Source organism: Enterobacter sp. S-33 (assembly GCF_028735835.1).
Taxonomy (GTDB): domain Bacteria; phylum Pseudomonadota; class Gammaproteobacteria; order Enterobacterales; family Enterobacteriaceae; genus Enterobacter; species Enterobacter vonholyi.
In genome coordinates this window covers 4,324,584-4,339,638 of the sequence record NZ_CP117838.1, presented here as the reverse complement: position 1 = coordinate 4,339,638, position 15,055 = coordinate 4,324,584, and the positions used below count along the sequence as shown (strand labels likewise).

Here is a 15,055-nt window from a genome sequence, read left to right as displayed (position 1 = left end):
GAGGGGCATCAGGATTAACGCATGGTCACAAACTCTTCCGCGGCCGTCGGGTGGATTGCCACAGTATTATCGAAGTCTTTCTTGGTTGCGCCCATCTTCAGCGCCACGGCGAAGCCCTGCAGGATCTCATCCATGCCGAAGCCAATGCCGTGGATACCGACAATCTTCTCTTCCGGGCCGACGCAGACCAGCTTCATGCGGCACGGCTGACGGTGCGAGGTGACGGCGGTATACATTGCGGTGAACGCCGATTTATACACTTTCACCTGGTCGTCGCCGTACTGCTCGCGCGCCTGCGGCTCGGTTAAGCCGACGGTGCCGATTGGCGGATGGCTGAAGACCACGGTCGGGATGTTGCTGTAGTCCAGATGCTCGTCCGACTTGTTGTTAAACAGGCGCTCGGAGAGACGACGACCCGCCGCAACGGCGACCGGCGTCAGCTCAACCGCACCGGTATTGTCGCCGACCGCGTAAATGCCCGGTACGCTGGTGTTCTGGAATTTATCGACGACGATATAGCCTTTTTCGTCGGTTTTCACGCCAGTCACGCCCAGGTTGAAGTTATCGTTCGCCGGTTCACGGCCAATCGCCCAGATCAGGCAATCAACGGTCTGGCTGCGACCATCTTCCAGCTCCAGGGTCAGGCTTCCGTCCGCGTTTTTCACCACCGCTTTTGGTACGGCGTTGGTGTGCAGGGTTGGGCCTTCGGTGTTCATCACTTCAACCAGCGTATCGACAATCAGCGGGTCAAAACTGCGCAGCGGCGCGTGTTTACGTACGAACAGGTGCGCTTCTGCGCCCAGGCCGTTAATCACTCCGGCCAGTTCAACCGCGATGTATCCCGCGCCTACCACGGCAACGCGCTCAGGCAGGGCTGGCAGCTCGAAGAAACCGTCGGAGTCGATGCCGTATTCCACGCCCGGGATGTTCGGATGGCTCGGACGACCGCCGGTGGCGATCAGGATGTGATCGGCGGTGATCGTCTCGCCGTTCACTTCGATCGTTTTCGCATCAACGAAGCGGGCGAAACCGTGGATAACGTCGACGTTATTTTTACCCAGCACGTTGTCGTACGAGGTGTGAATGCGATCGATGTACGCGGTACGGCTGGCGATCAGCTTGTCCCAGTCGAAGCGGTTGATGGTGGTGTCAAAGCCGTAGTCCGGGCCATACATATGGATAGCTTCACGGATCTGCGCCGCATGCCACATCACCTTCTTCGGTACACAACCCACGTTCACGCAGGTGCCGCCCAGCGCTTTGGCTTCAATCAGCGCGCACTTCTGGCCGTACATGGCCGCGCGGTTGATGGAGGCGATGCCGCCGCTGCCGCCGCCGATTGCGATGTAGTCATAATGCTTAGTCATAGCTTTTGTCCTTAATCGTGAATTGCCGCGATTGTATACCTGAAATCAATAGTTTCCACCGATGGCTGCGATTACTCCGGCACTATCCAACTGACGGTAGCGTGGCCTGTACCCGCCGGCACCAGCGTTTTATGCAGCCACGGCAGCACGTTGTTCATCTGCGCTTCGAGCTTCCACGGCGGGTTGATTACAATCATGCCGGAGGCGGTCATGCCGCGCTGATCGCTGTCCGGACGTACCGCCAGCTCGATCTGCAGGATCTTGCGGATGCCGGTCGCTTCCAGGTCTTTGATCATGCGTTTGATCTGCGCGCGCAGCACCACCGGATACCACAGGGCGTATGTCCCGGTGGCGAAGCGCTTGTAGCCTTCGTGGATACCGGTTACCACCGCCTGATAGTCGGTTTTGATTTCATACGGCGGGTCGATGAGCACCAGGCCGCGACGGGAAACCGGCGGCAGTTTGGCCTTAAGCTGCTGGTAGCCGTCGGCTTTTTCGACGCGGGCGCGGCTGTCTTTCTGGAATTCTGAACGCAGCAGCGGGAAGTCGCTCGGGTGCAGCTCGGTCAACTGGAGGCTGTCCTGCTCGCGCAGCAGCTGGCGGGCAATCAGCGGCGAGCCCGGGTAATAACGCAGCTGGCCGTTGCGGTTGAAGTGGTTCACCACGCCGATGTACGGCTCCAGCTCGGCAGGCAGGTCGTCCTGCTGCCAGATGCGGGCAATCCCTTCCAGATATTCACCGGTACGCTCGGCATGCTCGCCGCTCAGCTGATAACGGCCCGCGCCCGCGTGGGTGTCCAGATAGAGAAACGGCTTCTCTTTCTCTTTGAGCGATTCGATGATCAAGCTCTGAACGGTGTGTTTAAGGACGTCGGCGTGGTTGCCTGCGTGGAAGCTGTGGCGATAACTGAGCATGGGTAATGATATTCCGCTGAATTGACGATTTGCCACAGTTTACAGCAGAACGGCAAAGATTACCCGTAGGCCCGGTAAGCGCAGCACCACCGGGCTCTTTTCGACAACGTCCGGCATTGAAATCCTCTACACTTAACCCCATTCTAGATCCCATATGCACAGCGCCGGATGCGCGCTTCATTCACCTATTTCAACAGGACAGCGTTTATGACCAATCCATTACTGACGCCTTTTTCGTTGCCACCGTTTTCTAAAATCCTCCCCGAGCATGTGGTTCCAGCGGTTACGCAATCGCTGGACAACTGCCGCACGGCGGTAGAAAGCGTGGTCGCGCAGGGCGGGCCGTACACCTGGGAAAATCTGTGTCAGCCGCTGGCCGAAGTGGACGACGTGCTGGGGCGTATCTTCTCCCCGGTAAGCCACCTGAACTCGGTAAAAAACAGCCCGGAGCTGCGCGAAGCCTACGAGCAAACCCTGCCGCTGCTCTCTGAGTACAGCACCTGGGTCGGCCAGCACGAAGGGCTCTACAAAGCCTACCGCGACCTGCGCGACGGCGACCATTATGCCGAACTGAACACGGCGCAGAAAAAATCGGTCGATAACGCCCTGCGTGATTTCGAGCTGTCCGGGATTGGCCTGCCAAAAGAGAAACAAACCCGCTACGGTGAAATCGCCGCGCGACTGTCCGAGCTGGGCAACCAGTACAGCAACAACGTGCTCGACGCCACTATGGGCTGGACGAAGCTGATTACCAATGAAGCGGAGCTGGCGGGTATGCCGGAAAGCGCGCTGGCGGCGGCAAAAGCCCAGGCCGAAGCGAAAGAGCAGGACGGGTTCCTGTTAACCCTGGATATCCCGAGCTATCTGCCGGTGATGACCTACTGCGACAACCAGGCCCTGCGCGAAGAGATGTACCGCGCCTACAGCACCCGCGCCTCCGATCAGGGGCCAAACGCCGGTAAGTGGGATAACAGCCCGGTCATGGCGGAAATCCTCGCCCTGCGCCACGAGCTGGCCCAGCTGCTGGGCTTCGAAAACTACGCCGATAAATCCCTCGCCACCAAAATGGCGGAGAACCCGCAGCAGGTGCTCGACTTCCTGACCGATCTGGCGAAACGAGCCCGTCCGCAGGGTGAGAAAGAGCTGGCCCAGCTGCGCGCCTTCGCGAAAGCGGAGTTCGGCGTGGACGAGCTGCAGCCGTGGGACATTGCTTACTACAGCGAAAAACAGAAGCAGCACCTCTACAGCATCAGCGACGAGCAGCTGCGCCCGTACTTCCCGGAAAACAAAGCCGTTAACGGCCTGTTCGAAGTGGTAAAACGCATCTATGGCATCACCGCCAAAGAGCGTACCGATATCGACGTCTGGCATCCGGACGTGCGCTTCTTCGAGCTGTATGACGAGAAAAACGAACTGCGCGGCAGCTTCTACCTCGATCTCTACGCGCGTGAGAACAAGCGCGGCGGGGCGTGGATGGACGACTGCGTGGGCCAGATGCGTAAAGCAGACGGTTCTCTGCAGAAGCCGGTCGCTTACCTGACCTGTAACTTCAACCGTCCGGTGAACGGTAAACCTGCGCTCTTCACCCACGACGAAGTGATCACCCTGTTCCACGAGTTCGGTCACGGCCTGCACCATATGCTGACCCGCATCGAAACCGCAGGCGTGGCAGGCATCAGCGGTGTACCGTGGGATGCGGTCGAGCTGCCGAGCCAGTTTATGGAAAACTGGTGCTGGGAGCCGGACGCGCTGGCGTTTATCTCCGGCCACTACGAGACCGGCGAACCGCTGCCGAAAGAGCTGCTGGACAAAATGCTGGCGGCGAAAAACTACCAGGCGGCGATGTTTATCCTGCGCCAGCTGGAGTTCGGCCTGTTCGATTTCCGCCTGCACGCCGAGTTCAGCCCGGAGCAGGGTGCGAAGATTCTTGAGACCCTGGCCGAGATTAAAAAGCAGGTCGCCGTGATCCCTGGGCCAACCTGGGGCCGCTTCCCGCACGCGTTCAGCCACATCTTCGCTGGCGGCTACGCGGCGGGTTACTACAGCTACCTGTGGGCCGACGTGCTGGCGGCGGATGCCTTCTCTCGTTTCGAAGAAGAGGGGATTTTCAACCGTGAAACCGGCCAGTCGTTCCTCGACAATATCCTGACCCGCGGCGGTTCCGAAGAGCCAATGGTGCTGTTCAAACGCTTCCGCGGACGCGAGCCGCAGCTGGATGCGATGCTTGAGCATTACGGGATCAAAGGCTGATTGTTACGTGAAGATCTGCTTAGTGGATGAAACGGGCGCCGGAGACGGCGCCTTATCTGTTCTGGCCGCCCGCTGGGGGCTGGAACATGATGAAGATAACCTGATGGCGCTGGTGATGACACCAGAACATCTCGAATTACGTAAGCGCGATGAACCGAAGCTCGGCGGGATTTTCGTCGATTTTGTCGGCGGCGCGATGGCGCACCGGCGCAAGTTCGGTGGCGGTCGTGGTGAAGCGGTGGCCAAAGCGGTCGGCATCAAAGGGAGCTACCTCCCGGACGTGGTCGATGCCACGGCGGGGCTGGGGCGCGATGCGTTTGTGCTGGCGTCTGTCGGCTGTCGCGTGCGGATGCTGGAGCGTAATCCGGTGGTGGCCGCGTTGCTGGACGATGGTCTGACGCGTGGCTACGCGGACCCGGAAATCGGGCCGTGGTTGCAGGAACGATTGCAGCTGATCCATGCCTCGAGCCTGACGGCGCTGACCGATATCACCCCGCGCCCGCAGGTCGTCTATCTCGACCCGATGTTTCCGCACAAGCAGAAAAGCGCGCTGGTGAAGAAAGAGATGCGGGTGTTTCAGTCTCTGGTGGGGCCTGATCTGGATGCGGATGGCCTGCTGGAACCGGCTCGTCAGCTCGCAACGAAGCGGGTGGTGGTGAAGCGCCCTGACTATGCGCCGCCGCTGGCGGACGTGGCGACCACTAACGCGGTGACCACCAAAGGGCACCGGTTTGATATCTACTCAGGTACGCCGGAATAAAAAAAGCCGGGTGGCGGCTTCGCCTTACCCGGCCTAAATTTAGTGCCGCCTGTAGGCCCGGTAAGCGTTAGCGCCACCGGGCTTTTTTGCACTTACTCGTCTTCTTCGTCACGCAGTGGAACAATCAGCATATCCACGTGGACGGTATTGATCAGCTGGCGCGCGGAAGACATCAGCTTGCTCCAGAAGTCCTGATGGTGACCGCACACCACCAGGTCCATGTCGTATTTCTTGATCGCATCAACCAGCACCTGGCCCAGGTCACCGCTGCCGCTCAGGGTTTCGGTAATCGGGTAGCCCGCGTTGGTGGAGAGTTCGCTCAGGGCGTGGTGCGTCTCTTCGGAGATACGCTTCTGCATATCGCCCAGATTGACGTCGATCAGACCGGTGTAGAGGTCGGAGTAATTCACGTCAACGTGAATCAGCGAAACTTTCGCGTTGTAGGGACGTGCCATGGATACCGCTTTATCAACCAGCACTTTGCTCTCCGGGGAGAGGTCTACCGCGATGAGAATGTGTTTGTAAGCCATAGTGTTACTCCTTCCTTAAGTTATCGATGACTAAATAGGAAAGCCGTCGTCTGATGCTTTCATTACGGCCCAGTTAAACATATTTTTCAAGCTTTGGTGTTGATAACGATTAACCTTGTGGCAAAAAAATTAACGGATCTCCTACACTATTAAATGAGCCGTTCGGATATTAAAACGCGAACCGGATCGACTTTTGGTCATTCTTTCACTGAACTGTCTGTCAGGGCATTGGGGTGCGGTAGCTCAGAAGCCTTGCTTCGTGGGCGGACGCCGGGGAGGATGTATGATTAGCACCGTCGCATTGTTTTGGGCGTTATGCGTAGTTTGCATAGTGAATATGGCGCGCTACTTCTCATCGTTACGTGCGCTGTTAGTGGTACTTCGTGGTTGCGATCCGTTGCTTTATCAGTATGTGGACGGTGGAGGCTTCTTCACCTCGCATGGACAGCCCAGCAAACAGATGCGTCTGGTGGGATATATCTACTACCAGCGCTACCGCGATCATCACGATGAAGAATTTATTCGTCGCTGCGAGCGCCTGCGTCGTCAGTTCATTTTAACCAGCGCCCTGTGTGGCCTGGTCGTCGTCAGCATGATTGCATTGATGATTTGGCACTGATCACCACAGCAGGCGGGGTCAGCCCCGCCTTCTTTCCTCTGGTTCAGGGCTTAACTGAGAACCGAAGATCGGAGATATTGGTCTCAATCGAAGTAACCTTCCCGCTATAGGCGATGTTAACGTCTCCGTTTGTATCAATGCTGGCCGCAGTAATTGTACCCGTACCTTCAATGACAGGATGCTTCTTAGCCAACTGATGGATAATGTCGGTGTCTTTCCCTGTTATCTTTTCCGAGAGATAGTAACGGTAGATTGTGGGTACGGTGGCGCCACCCTGATTGTTCACGGTCATATAGAGCCAGACGCTGTCAGATAATTTATAAGCGTGTTGAAGTGCATCGTTATTTCGCTGATTGGGCTGGTGGTTTAGCCACACAAATCCAATGACCAGAGCCAGAAGCGAAACCGTAACAAGGCGATGAATCCATTTAGTAGCCGTTTTGAATGGCATACTCTATTCCTTCTCTGATATTGCGTTGGTCCGTTGGATCGTCCCCGTAAGGCGGCTTTTCGTACCATTTTCCCCATTCAGGTTTTGATGTGCCAGCACGGCTTTGAGCCCAACCTGCTCCCATAAGAAGGATGTTTGCAGGAATGCCTGCTGCAGTTCCGGCGGCTCCGAAGTTGAAATTACCAAATGCAGCAAAATAAGGGTCGAACTTTTTGTAATCCCAGGGACCACCATTTCGGACTTTTTGGTAGAACCAGTAATACGTTGAGGGAGTGGCCATATTGCGTGACATTCCGTTAAGGCGTGCCTCACGCATATTGTTCGCTATAACGATTGAACCCGGTCCTGAGATAGGGACAGAAGCCATACATTCTCCTTTGTCTGGTTTTTCTTCTGACCGTCATCATAGTGTTATCTTCGCAATTCTTTTGAGCAAAAAATGTTCAGGAAATCCTAATGTTATAAAATGTTCGATTGCAAATAACAGCCATAAAAAAGCGGGTCAGTTTCCTGACCCGCTTTTTTGTCGCCTTCAACCGATTAAATCAGCTTCAGCGAAATCCAGTACAGCCCGCCAGACAGCAGGATGGATGCCGGAAGGGTGAACACCCAGGCCATCAGAATGTTGGTCACGGTTTTGCGCTGCAGGCCGCCACCGTCAACAATCATGGTACCTGCTACGGACGAGGAGAGTACGTGGGTGGTGGATACCGGCATACCGGTGTAACTCGCCAGACCGATAGACACTGCCGCCGTCATCTGCGCGGACATGCCCTGCGCATAGGTCATGCCTTTCTTACCGATCTTCTCGCCGATGGTGGTCGCCACACGACGCCAGCCAATCATCGTACCGATACCGAGCGCCAGCGCGACGGCCATGATGATCCAGATTGGCGCGTACTCAATGGTGTTGAGCATATCGCCTTTCAGTTTCTTCAGCAGACGCTGGTCGTCAACATTCACGTCAGGCAGCTTCGCCACTTTATCCGTCACATCAGAGATGCACAGCATAATGCGACGCAGCTGACCACGCTGCTCAACGGTCAGTTTGTCATAACTTTCGATATTGCCCAGCATCCCTTTGGCACGTTCCAGCGCGTTAATCGCGTTTGCCGGATGGCAGTGGAACTCGCCGGGTGCAGTCGTGGCACCGGCTTCCGGAGAAGGGATCAGCTGGTCAACGCCGGTCGCTTTTTTCAGCAGCTCAGGGTGCTGCTGGAAATAGGTTTCAACGTTGTTGACCGCATCACGGGTACGGGTGATTTCGTAGCCGGAGGCATTCATGTTGACCACGAATCCTGCCGGTGCAACGCCAATCAGTACCAGCATCACCAGACCAATGCCTTTCTGACCATCGTTCGCGCCGTGTGAGAAGGCCACGCCGATAGCGGAAATGATCAGGGCAATACGCGTCCAGAATGGCGGCTTTTTCTTGCCGTCTTTCTTTTCACGCTCTGCTGGCGTCAGGTGAATACGGGAGCGTTTTTTGGTATTGCTCCAGTAACGACGCAGGATGAAGATCAGCCCGCCCGCCACCACCAGACCCACGATAGGGGAGACGATGAGTGAGGCAAAGATCCCCAGTACTTTCGGGATATTTAACGCATCAACAACCGAGGTACCGGTCATGAGGGCGTTGGTTAACCCGATACCGATAATCGCGCCGATGAGGGTGTGAGAACTGGATGCAGGCAGGCCGAAATACCAGGTACCGAGGTTCCAGATAATTGCAGCAAGCAGCATTGAGAACACCATAGCGAGGCCATGGCCAGAACTAACGTTAAGCAGCAGATCCGTTGGCAGCATATGCACAATCGCATACGCAACGCTCAGCCCGCCCAGGAGGACACCAAAAAAGTTAAATACTGCCGCCATAACAACCGCAAGCTGCGATCGCATTGCGCGAGTGTAGATAACCGTCGCTACTGCGTTTGCAGTGTCGTGGAAGCCGTTGATCGCTTCGTAAAACAGTACAAAAACCAGAGCAAGCAATAATAAAAGCCCGGTATGTAAATCCAGGCCGGCAAACAAATGTAGCATAGGACGTTACGCCATTTTGAGGACATGAACGCGGCGCATTATCCAGGACAAATGCGCGGCGGGCAAAGTGAAATATAGACTTTTTTTGACATACCACCTGATTTGAGAAAAGGGCCAGAAAGGATATTCTTTAAATTTCAATGGAATGGCTTTGTAATATCTTTTTACGCTGGTGTGACCACATAGGAAACTTTACAATCCGCGGCAGTTAACAAAGAGGGTTTTGACGTGGAAAGGTTTGATGCCGTGGTAATTGGCGCCGGTGCGGCGGGTATGTTTTGTGCGGCAATGGCCGGACAGGCGGGTCGTCGCGTGCTGCTGCTGGATAACGGTAAAAAGCCAGGCCGTAAGATCCTGATGTCCGGCGGCGGGCGCTGCAACTTTACTAATCTGTATGTTGAACCCGCGGCCTATTTGAGCCAAAACCGTCATTTTTGTAAATCTGCGCTGGCGCGTTATACCCAGTGGGACTTTATCGACCTGGTCGGTAAGCACGGTATCGCATGGCATGAAAAAACGCTGGGACAGCTGTTTTGCGACGACTCCGCGCAGCAGATTGTCGATATGCTGGTGGCCGAGTGCGAGAAGGGCGGCGTGGTCATGCGCCTGCGCACCGAGGTGCTGGAGGTTTCCCGCGACGACCAGGGCTACAGGCTGCAGCTGAACGGTGAAACCGTCAGTGCGGATAGCCTGGTGATTGCCAGCGGCGGCCTGTCCATGCCGGGGCTGGGCGCTTCCCCGTTCGGCTATAAAATCGCCGAGCAGTTTGGCCTGAATGTCCTGCCTACGCGCGCCGGGCTGGTGCCGTTCACGCTGCATAAACCGCTTCTCGAGCAGCTCCAGACGCTGTCCGGCGTGTCTGTTCCCTCCGTCATTACCGCCGAAGACGGGACGGTGTTCCGCGAAAACCTGCTCTTTACCCATCGCGGCCTCTCTGGCCCGGCGGTACTGCAAATCTCAAGCTACTGGCAGCCGGGGGAATTCGTCACGGTTAACCTGCTCCCCGATTGCGATCTCGACGCGTTCCTTAACGAGCAGCGTACCGCACACCCGAACCAGAGCCTGAAAAATACCCTGGCAATGCAGCTACCAAAACGTCTGGTGGAATGTTTGCAGGTGCTGGGGCAGATCCCCGACGTGTCGCTCAAGCAGCTTAACAGCCGCGAGCAGGATGTTCTGGTGGAGACCCTGACAAACTGGCGCGTGCAGCCAAACGGCACGGAAGGCTACCGCACCGCGGAAGTTACGCTGGGCGGGGTCGACACGAATGAGCTCTCTTCCCGCACCATGGAAGCGCGCAACGTGCCGGGGCTCTATTTTATTGGCGAAGTGATGGACGTGACCGGCTGGCTCGGCGGGTACAACTTCCAGTGGGCATGGGCAAGTGCCTGGGCGTGTGCTCAGGCGCTGGCAGAAGACAAGTGACATAAGCGCGCTGCCACTCGTCGCGGTTGGCTTTACGGGCTGACGGTGGTGACGTCCGTCACGGCCAGAATATTGCTCGCGGCCACGGTCCCCATCTTGATGTATGACGCTGCGGTAACGCCGCCAATATGCGGTGAAATAACCACGTTTTCTACGGACTGCCAGAGATGTGGCGCGGTCAGCGGCTCGTGGGGAAAGCTGTCCAGCGCTGCGCTGTGCAGCGTGCCATCCCGGAGCGCCGCCAGTAACGATTCACTGTGGATCAGTCCGCCGCGTGCCGTATTGACCAGAATGGCGTTCCGCTTGCAGTGTGCGAGCGTCTCGCTATTGATCATCTCCCGATTCTCATCGGTCAGCGGACAGTGCAAAGAGATGACATCGGAACGGGAAAGAAGTCCGGTCAGCGTCTCTGCGCGTTCGCACAGGGCAGGCATGGACTTAGCATAGGGATCGTAAGCCAGCACCTTCATGCCGAAGGCGTGACCAATAGTCGCCACGCGCGAGCCGATAGCGCCCAACCCGATTAGCCCCAGCGTTAAGCCCTCCAGCTCAATGGATTTATGCGTCGCCTTATCCCAGTGCCCGTCCCGCAGCCGCTTGTCCAGAGGCACCACGGACTTTGCGCAGGCGAGGATCAGCGCCCAGGTATGTTCAGCCACTGCCGCTGCGTTTGCGCCTGGGGCCGCGCGGACGGCGATATTGCGTTCGGCCGCTGCCGTCTGGTCTATCACATCGATCCCGCTTCCGTGCTTGGAAATAACCTGCAGAGCCGGGGCGGCATCCATAACCTTCGCGGTGATCCTGCCGTAACGTACCAGGATCGCCACAGGATTGTGTCGTTCACACAGCGCGATCAGGTCATCTTCTGTCGGCTGGCGGCCCGCAAACACCACCTCAAAGCCCTGCAAAATCACCATGGCCTGCTCCGCCAGGTCGCTTCCGGTAACCAGAACTACGTCTTTGCCCCCCATCACAGCGTCTCCCCGTCGGTCAACATACCGGCCTTACGAAGCGCGTCATCAAGCCAGTGTGGACGCAAATCGCCTTCACGGATGGCAGCAAGACGCCGGGTCTCCATCTCCAGCTTTTCTTTTGCCAGCGCGATAACCTGCTGAACCTCATCGCGCGGGATGACGACCACGCCGTCGATATCCGCCACAACCAGATCCCCGGCCTGAACCGTCGCCCCGGCGACTGAAATGGGATGATTAACCCGGCCAGAAATTAACTTTGTCGGGCCGCAGGGGTTCAGGCCGGCAGAAAAGACAGGGTAGTGGCCTTTGCTCAGAGAATCGGCGTCACGTACAGCGCCGTCAATAATGATGCCCGCAATGCCGCTTGCCTGAGCCTGAGTAGCCATGATTTCGCCGAGCAGCGCGCAGCTCAGGTCGCCTTTGCCATCGACGACCAGGACATCGCCGGGCTGCGCAACCGCCATCGCGGCATGAATCGCCAGATTATCACCCGGACGGACTTCCACGGTGATGGCTGGACCCGCAACGGACATGTGTGGGGCCAGCGGTTTGATGCGGCCGTGAAGCGTACCGCGGCGACCGGCCACGTCGGCCAGAATGGCTGCCTGATACTCGGCAGCCCGACGAACATCCTCGGCAGAAACGCGTTCGAACTGGCGATTAATCGGTTTTTTTTCAGAAACGGACATGAATGCCTCCATATTGTTTTACTGAGTAAAATGCAGGTGTACAGAACAAAACAACTATAGCGGTGTTGCTTTCCTTTTAGCCAGACCCGAGGTGGCGTTTGTGATGTAAACACGAAGTGACTCACAAAATTTGAGGTACACTCACTGCCGGGCTAACAAGGAGATAATGATGGGGAATGAAGGCGTTGTAGCGGTTGAAAAAGCGCTGGCTTTACTGGATTGCTTCCGTCCTGGAGATGAGAGCCTGACGCTGACCGCGCTGGCACAGCTGTCGGGTTATCACAAAACCACGGTTTACCGCCTGATGAATTCTCTTGAACGGATGAATTACGTCGTCAGGCATGAAGACGGCAATTATGCGCTTGGCCCACGTCTGCTTTACCTCGGCAAGCTGTATGAACAATCTTTCCATCTTTCGCGGGTGGTTCAGCCAGAGCTTCAGGCGCTCTCCCTGGCGTCTCAGGAGAGTGCCAGCTGGTATGTGCTGGAGGGTGGGCAGCGCCTTTGCCTGTTTCGCGCGGAAGCGTCGCACGGCCTGCGACACAGCAATCTTCCCGGCAGCCAGTTCCCGCTCGATAATTCGGCCATTAGTAAGGTCTTGCGCCATTGGGGGCTCAATGAAAGCCTGCCGGAGGGAGAAGCAGAACTCCCTTTCTATACGTCAGGCGCACGCGATCCCCACACCGCGGCGTTTGCGATGCCCGTCTTCGGCGTTCACGACAAGCTGGTTGCGGCGTTAGCCCTGACCGGCCCCATCTCACGGCTGACGGAAGATCGTCGTGAGAAGGAGATAGGGCCATTGATGAAGGCGGCGGCCAGCCGTCTGTCGCAGAAAATGGGAGCCAGTAAGCCCTTCTGTCAGCAGTTCTTTGGTGAAACGAGCGACGCGGCGGAAGAAAATCTTTAAACGCAGAAGCGGGACATTTGTCCCGCTTCTGTCATCACTAATGTGTGACCTGTTTTTCGTGTAGCTGAGCGTTGCGGGCCTGCCGTCCCATAATGAGCACCGCGATACCCCCGGTCAGGCAAAGCGCGGCCAGCGGAAGCATAGCCAGAGTGTAGCTGCCCGTTCTCTCGCTGATCATGCCGTAGGCATTTACCATTACCGCCCCGCCAATCAGGTTCGCGATGGCGCCAATCGCGGCCAGCCCCGCCGCTGCCGAGGAGCTGCTCATCCAGCCGGATGCCAGCGCCCAGAAAGGTCCTTTCATAGAATACGCACCCGTCAGGATAATGCTCAGGATCACGATAGTGGCAAAGAGCGAGACGCTTACAAAGGCAGCGAACACGCCCGCAGCAATCATGAACAGCGTCAGCGCGGTATGCCAGCGGCGTTCGTTGGTGCGATCGGAATGTCGTCCCCAGACAATCATCAGAACCGATGCCAGGCCGTAAGGAATGGCGTTAAGCAGACCTGTCTCAAGATTATCGAGATGGAAGGATTTCAGCAGTTGAGGAGACCAGACGCTGATGGTGGTGCCCGCGGACGATGCGCCCGCGTAAATCAGCGCCATCAGCCAGATTTGGCGATGCTTCAGCAACTGCCACGTCGTCTGATGCCCAATGTTCTTTTGCTGGCTCCGCTCGGTTTCCAGCGTGGTTTCCAGCCACTTTTTCTGTTCATTGCTCAGCCATTTCGCCTGATGAGGGCGATCCCGGAGAATAAACCAGGCCGCAATACCCAGCAGCACCGCAGGTAAGCCTTCAATGATGAACAGCAGATGCCAGCCGCGAAGACCCAGCCAGCCATCCAGCGACAGTATCAACCCTGAAAGCGGGGAACCGATGAAGTTAGCGAGCGGGATGGCGACCATAAAGGACGCAATAATGCGCGCGCGGTAGCGGGAAGGGATCCACCAGGTCAGATACAGCACGACGCCCGGGAAGAAGCCTGCTTCCGCTGCCCCGAGAAGAAAACGGACGATATAGAGCGACGTGGTGTTTTGAACCAGCGCCATGCCCATGGAGACGATGCCCCAGCTGATCATAATGCGCGGGATCCACAGCCGGGCGCCGACTTTCTGCATGGCCAGATTACTGGGTACCTCAAACAAAAAATAGGCCACGAAGTAAAGGCTGCTGGCGAAGCCAAACGCCGCTTTGCTGAGGCCAAGGTCCTCATTCATCTGCAGCGAAGCCATGCCGATATTCCCGCGATCGATAATGGAGACCAGGTAACTGACAATCAGAAACGGGAGAATACGCCAGATCACCTTCCGCATCGTCTCTCTTTCTATGTCCTCGGTGGCGGTCGCGCCGTTACGTAAATGTTCTGTCATTGTATCCTCGCAGGGTGTGTTCTTTGTTTTATTAAGTACAACTTAGTTTTATTAAACAAAACCACTATAGCGACGGCGCGTTATTTTTATCCAGTTAATGGAAGGTTTAAATGATGTAAATAAGAGGTGACTCACAGATAGTGCGCTGCGGATATAGCGTTTTCAGCTGCTAACCAGCCGCAAGCTGGTCGTGCCGGCAGAGAAATAATCACGCAACGCAATTATTGCACCAACTTTTCCTCTCCGTTCAACTAAGCTTCGACCAGATGCCACGCCGCGCTCGCGGGGCCATACTCCCTTTGGTCAGAGCACGCATCATGCAGCTACTCAGTATTATTATTTTGCTTACCCTAACCGTGGTGATTCATTCGCTGTGGATGTTTGGCGTTTTAAAATTCATTAAATTAGACGTCGATTCTGCGGTACGCATTGTTTTACGCAATGTCGGTATCGTGATCTCCATGATCTTCGCCCATCTCCTTGAGGCCGGACTGTTTGCGGCGTTTTATTTTGTCATCGACGCGTTTAATGACTGGAACACCAGCTTCTACTTTTCACTGGTGAGCTATGCGACGGTAGGGTACGGCGACGTCACGTTACCCCAGCACTGGCGGCTCATCGGCGGGGTAGAAGGACTGGTGGGCGCGTTGATGGTAGGCTGGTCTGTGGCGGTTCTGGTCGCGGTGCTGCAGCGCTTGCGCGGAATGAGCGCCTAAACGGCAGATGCGCGATCCCCGCCTGGTAAGGTAAAGTACAC

General features: G+C 56.5%; 15 protein-coding genes. 6 read left to right on the top strand and 9 right to left on the bottom strand.

The genetic code is table 11. The features are described 5' to 3' along the window. Positions 1-14: 14 nt before the first annotated feature. The gene (gene gorA / locus PUP35_RS20690; protein ID WP_274241197.1) at positions 15-1,367 is read right to left on the bottom strand and encodes a glutathione-disulfide reductase; all 1,353 of its coding nucleotides are present in this window, start codon (positions 1,365-1,367) and stop codon (positions 15-17) included. A gap of 71 nt (positions 1,368-1,438) precedes the next feature. Next, positions 1,439-2,281, bottom strand: coding sequence for a 23S rRNA (adenine(2030)-N(6))-methyltransferase RlmJ (locus PUP35_RS20685; protein WP_032640380.1), 843 nt, complete (start codon positions 2,279-2,281; stop codon positions 1,439-1,441). Between the two features lie 207 nt (positions 2,282-2,488). On the opposite strand from PUP35_RS20685, the gene prlC reads away from it, so the two are divergent. Beyond that, the gene (gene prlC, locus PUP35_RS20680; protein ID WP_274241193.1) at positions 2,489-4,531 is read left to right on the top strand and encodes an oligopeptidase A; all 2,043 of its coding nucleotides are present in this window, start codon (positions 2,489-2,491) and stop codon (positions 4,529-4,531) included. 7 nt (positions 4,532-4,538) lie between these two features. Then, a complete protein-coding gene (gene rsmJ / locus PUP35_RS20675; protein WP_017384177.1) occupies positions 4,539-5,291 on the top strand; it encodes a 16S rRNA (guanine(1516)-N(2))-methyltransferase RsmJ in 753 nt (250 codons plus the stop codon). Positions 5,292-5,383: 92 nt separating this feature from the next. On the opposite strand, the gene uspA is transcribed toward rsmJ, so the two are convergent. Next, on the bottom strand, positions 5,384-5,821 hold the full coding sequence (uspA, locus tag PUP35_RS20670; RefSeq protein WP_003861223.1) for a universal stress protein UspA: 438 nt from the start codon (positions 5,819-5,821) through the stop codon (positions 5,384-5,386). Between the two features lie 283 nt (positions 5,822-6,104). Between uspA and uspB the strand changes: the two genes are divergently transcribed. Beyond that, positions 6,105-6,440, top strand: a complete 336-nt coding sequence (uspB, locus tag PUP35_RS20665) for a universal stress protein UspB (protein WP_003861224.1) — start codon at positions 6,105-6,107, stop codon at positions 6,438-6,440. A 43-nt stretch (positions 6,441-6,483) separates the two neighbouring features. On the opposite strand, the gene PUP35_RS20660 is transcribed toward uspB, so the two are convergent. The 3 genes from PUP35_RS20660 to pitA all read right to left on the bottom strand — a co-directional run bounded on the left by PUP35_RS20660 (position 6,484) and on the right by pitA (position 8,931). After that, positions 6,484-6,891, bottom strand: coding sequence for a hypothetical protein (locus PUP35_RS20660; protein WP_127732549.1), 408 nt, complete (start codon positions 6,889-6,891; stop codon positions 6,484-6,486). After that, on the bottom strand, positions 6,869-7,258 hold the full coding sequence (locus PUP35_RS20655; protein WP_201268158.1) for a polymorphic toxin type 44 domain-containing protein: 390 nt from the start codon (positions 7,256-7,258) through the stop codon (positions 6,869-6,871). Before PUP35_RS20655 ends, PUP35_RS20660 begins: the two co-directional genes overlap by 23 nt. Positions 7,259-7,431: 173 nt before the next feature. Next, positions 7,432-8,931, bottom strand: a complete 1,500-nt coding sequence (gene pitA, locus PUP35_RS20650) for an inorganic phosphate transporter PitA (protein ID WP_127732547.1) — start codon at positions 8,929-8,931, stop codon at positions 7,432-7,434. Between the two features lie 228 nt (positions 8,932-9,159). Here pitA and PUP35_RS20645 point away from each other — a divergent pair, with 228 nt between their 5' ends. Continuing rightward, a complete protein-coding gene (locus PUP35_RS20645; RefSeq protein WP_274241188.1) occupies positions 9,160-10,356 on the top strand; it encodes an NAD(P)/FAD-dependent oxidoreductase in 1,197 nt (398 codons plus the stop codon). 32 nt (positions 10,357-10,388) lie between these two features. Here the strand turns inward: PUP35_RS20645 and PUP35_RS20640 are convergent, their stop codons facing one another. Further along, complete coding sequence (locus PUP35_RS20640; protein ID WP_274243338.1) at positions 10,389-11,327, bottom strand: NAD(P)-dependent oxidoreductase; 939 nt, start codon at positions 11,325-11,327, stop codon at positions 10,389-10,391. Further along, a complete protein-coding gene (locus PUP35_RS20635) occupies positions 11,327-12,019 on the bottom strand; it encodes an RraA family protein (protein ID WP_115876815.1) in 693 nt (230 codons plus the stop codon). Before PUP35_RS20635 ends, PUP35_RS20640 begins: the two co-directional genes overlap by 1 nt. A 169-nt stretch (positions 12,020-12,188) precedes the next feature. Here PUP35_RS20635 and PUP35_RS20630 point away from each other — a divergent pair, with 169 nt between their 5' ends. Then, entirely contained in the window at positions 12,189-12,926 is a 738-nt protein-coding gene (locus PUP35_RS20630; protein ID WP_111963718.1) for an IclR family transcriptional regulator, read from the top strand. Positions 12,927-12,963: 37 nt separating this feature from the next. Here PUP35_RS20630 and PUP35_RS20625 read toward each other — a convergent pair whose 3' ends face one another. Further along, entirely contained in the window at positions 12,964-14,298 is a 1,335-nt protein-coding gene (locus PUP35_RS20625; protein ID WP_274241187.1) for an MFS transporter, read from the bottom strand. Positions 14,299-14,615: 317 nt separating this feature from the next. Here PUP35_RS20625 and PUP35_RS20620 point away from each other — a divergent pair, with 317 nt between their 5' ends. Next, the gene (locus tag PUP35_RS20620; protein WP_115876818.1) at positions 14,616-15,014 is read left to right on the top strand and encodes a potassium channel family protein; all 399 of its coding nucleotides are present in this window, start codon (positions 14,616-14,618) and stop codon (positions 15,012-15,014) included. Positions 15,015-15,055 lie beyond the last annotated feature (41 nt).

Bases quoted from the DNA above. Each gene is read 5' to 3' on its own strand.
- gorA (WP_274241197.1), bottom strand. From the start codon at position 1,367: ATGACTAAGCATTATGACTACATCGCAATCGGCGGCGGCAGCGGCGGC.
- PUP35_RS20685 (WP_032640380.1), bottom strand. From the start codon at position 2,281: ATGCTCAGTTATCGCCACAGCTTCCACGCAGGCAACCACGCCGACGTC.
- prlC (WP_274241193.1), top strand. From the start codon at position 2,489: ATGACCAATCCATTACTGACGCCTTTTTCGTTGCCACCGTTTTCTAAA.
- uspA (WP_003861223.1), bottom strand. From the start codon at position 5,821: ATGGCTTACAAACACATTCTCATCGCGGTAGACCTCTCCCCGGAGAGC.
- uspB (WP_003861224.1), top strand. From the start codon at position 6,105: ATGATTAGCACCGTCGCATTGTTTTGGGCGTTATGCGTAGTTTGCATA.
- PUP35_RS20660 (WP_127732549.1), bottom strand. From the start codon at position 6,891: ATGCCATTCAAAACGGCTACTAAATGGATTCATCGCCTTGTTACGGTT.
- PUP35_RS20655 (WP_201268158.1), bottom strand. From the start codon at position 7,258: ATGGCTTCTGTCCCTATCTCAGGACCGGGTTCAATCGTTATAGCGAAC.
- pitA (WP_127732547.1), bottom strand. From the start codon at position 8,931: ATGCTACATTTGTTTGCCGGCCTGGATTTACATACCGGGCTTTTATTA.
- PUP35_RS20640 (WP_274243338.1), bottom strand. From the start codon at position 11,327: ATGGGGGGCAAAGACGTAGTTCTGGTTACCGGAAGCGACCTGGCGGAG.
- PUP35_RS20635 (WP_115876815.1), bottom strand. From the start codon at position 12,019: ATGTCCGTTTCTGAAAAAAAACCGATTAATCGCCAGTTCGAACGCGTT.
- PUP35_RS20630 (WP_111963718.1), top strand. From the start codon at position 12,189: ATGGGGAATGAAGGCGTTGTAGCGGTTGAAAAAGCGCTGGCTTTACTG.
- PUP35_RS20625 (WP_274241187.1), bottom strand. From the start codon at position 14,298: ATGACAGAACATTTACGTAACGGCGCGACCGCCACCGAGGACATAGAA.
- PUP35_RS20620 (WP_115876818.1), top strand. From the start codon at position 14,616: ATGCAGCTACTCAGTATTATTATTTTGCTTACCCTAACCGTGGTGATT.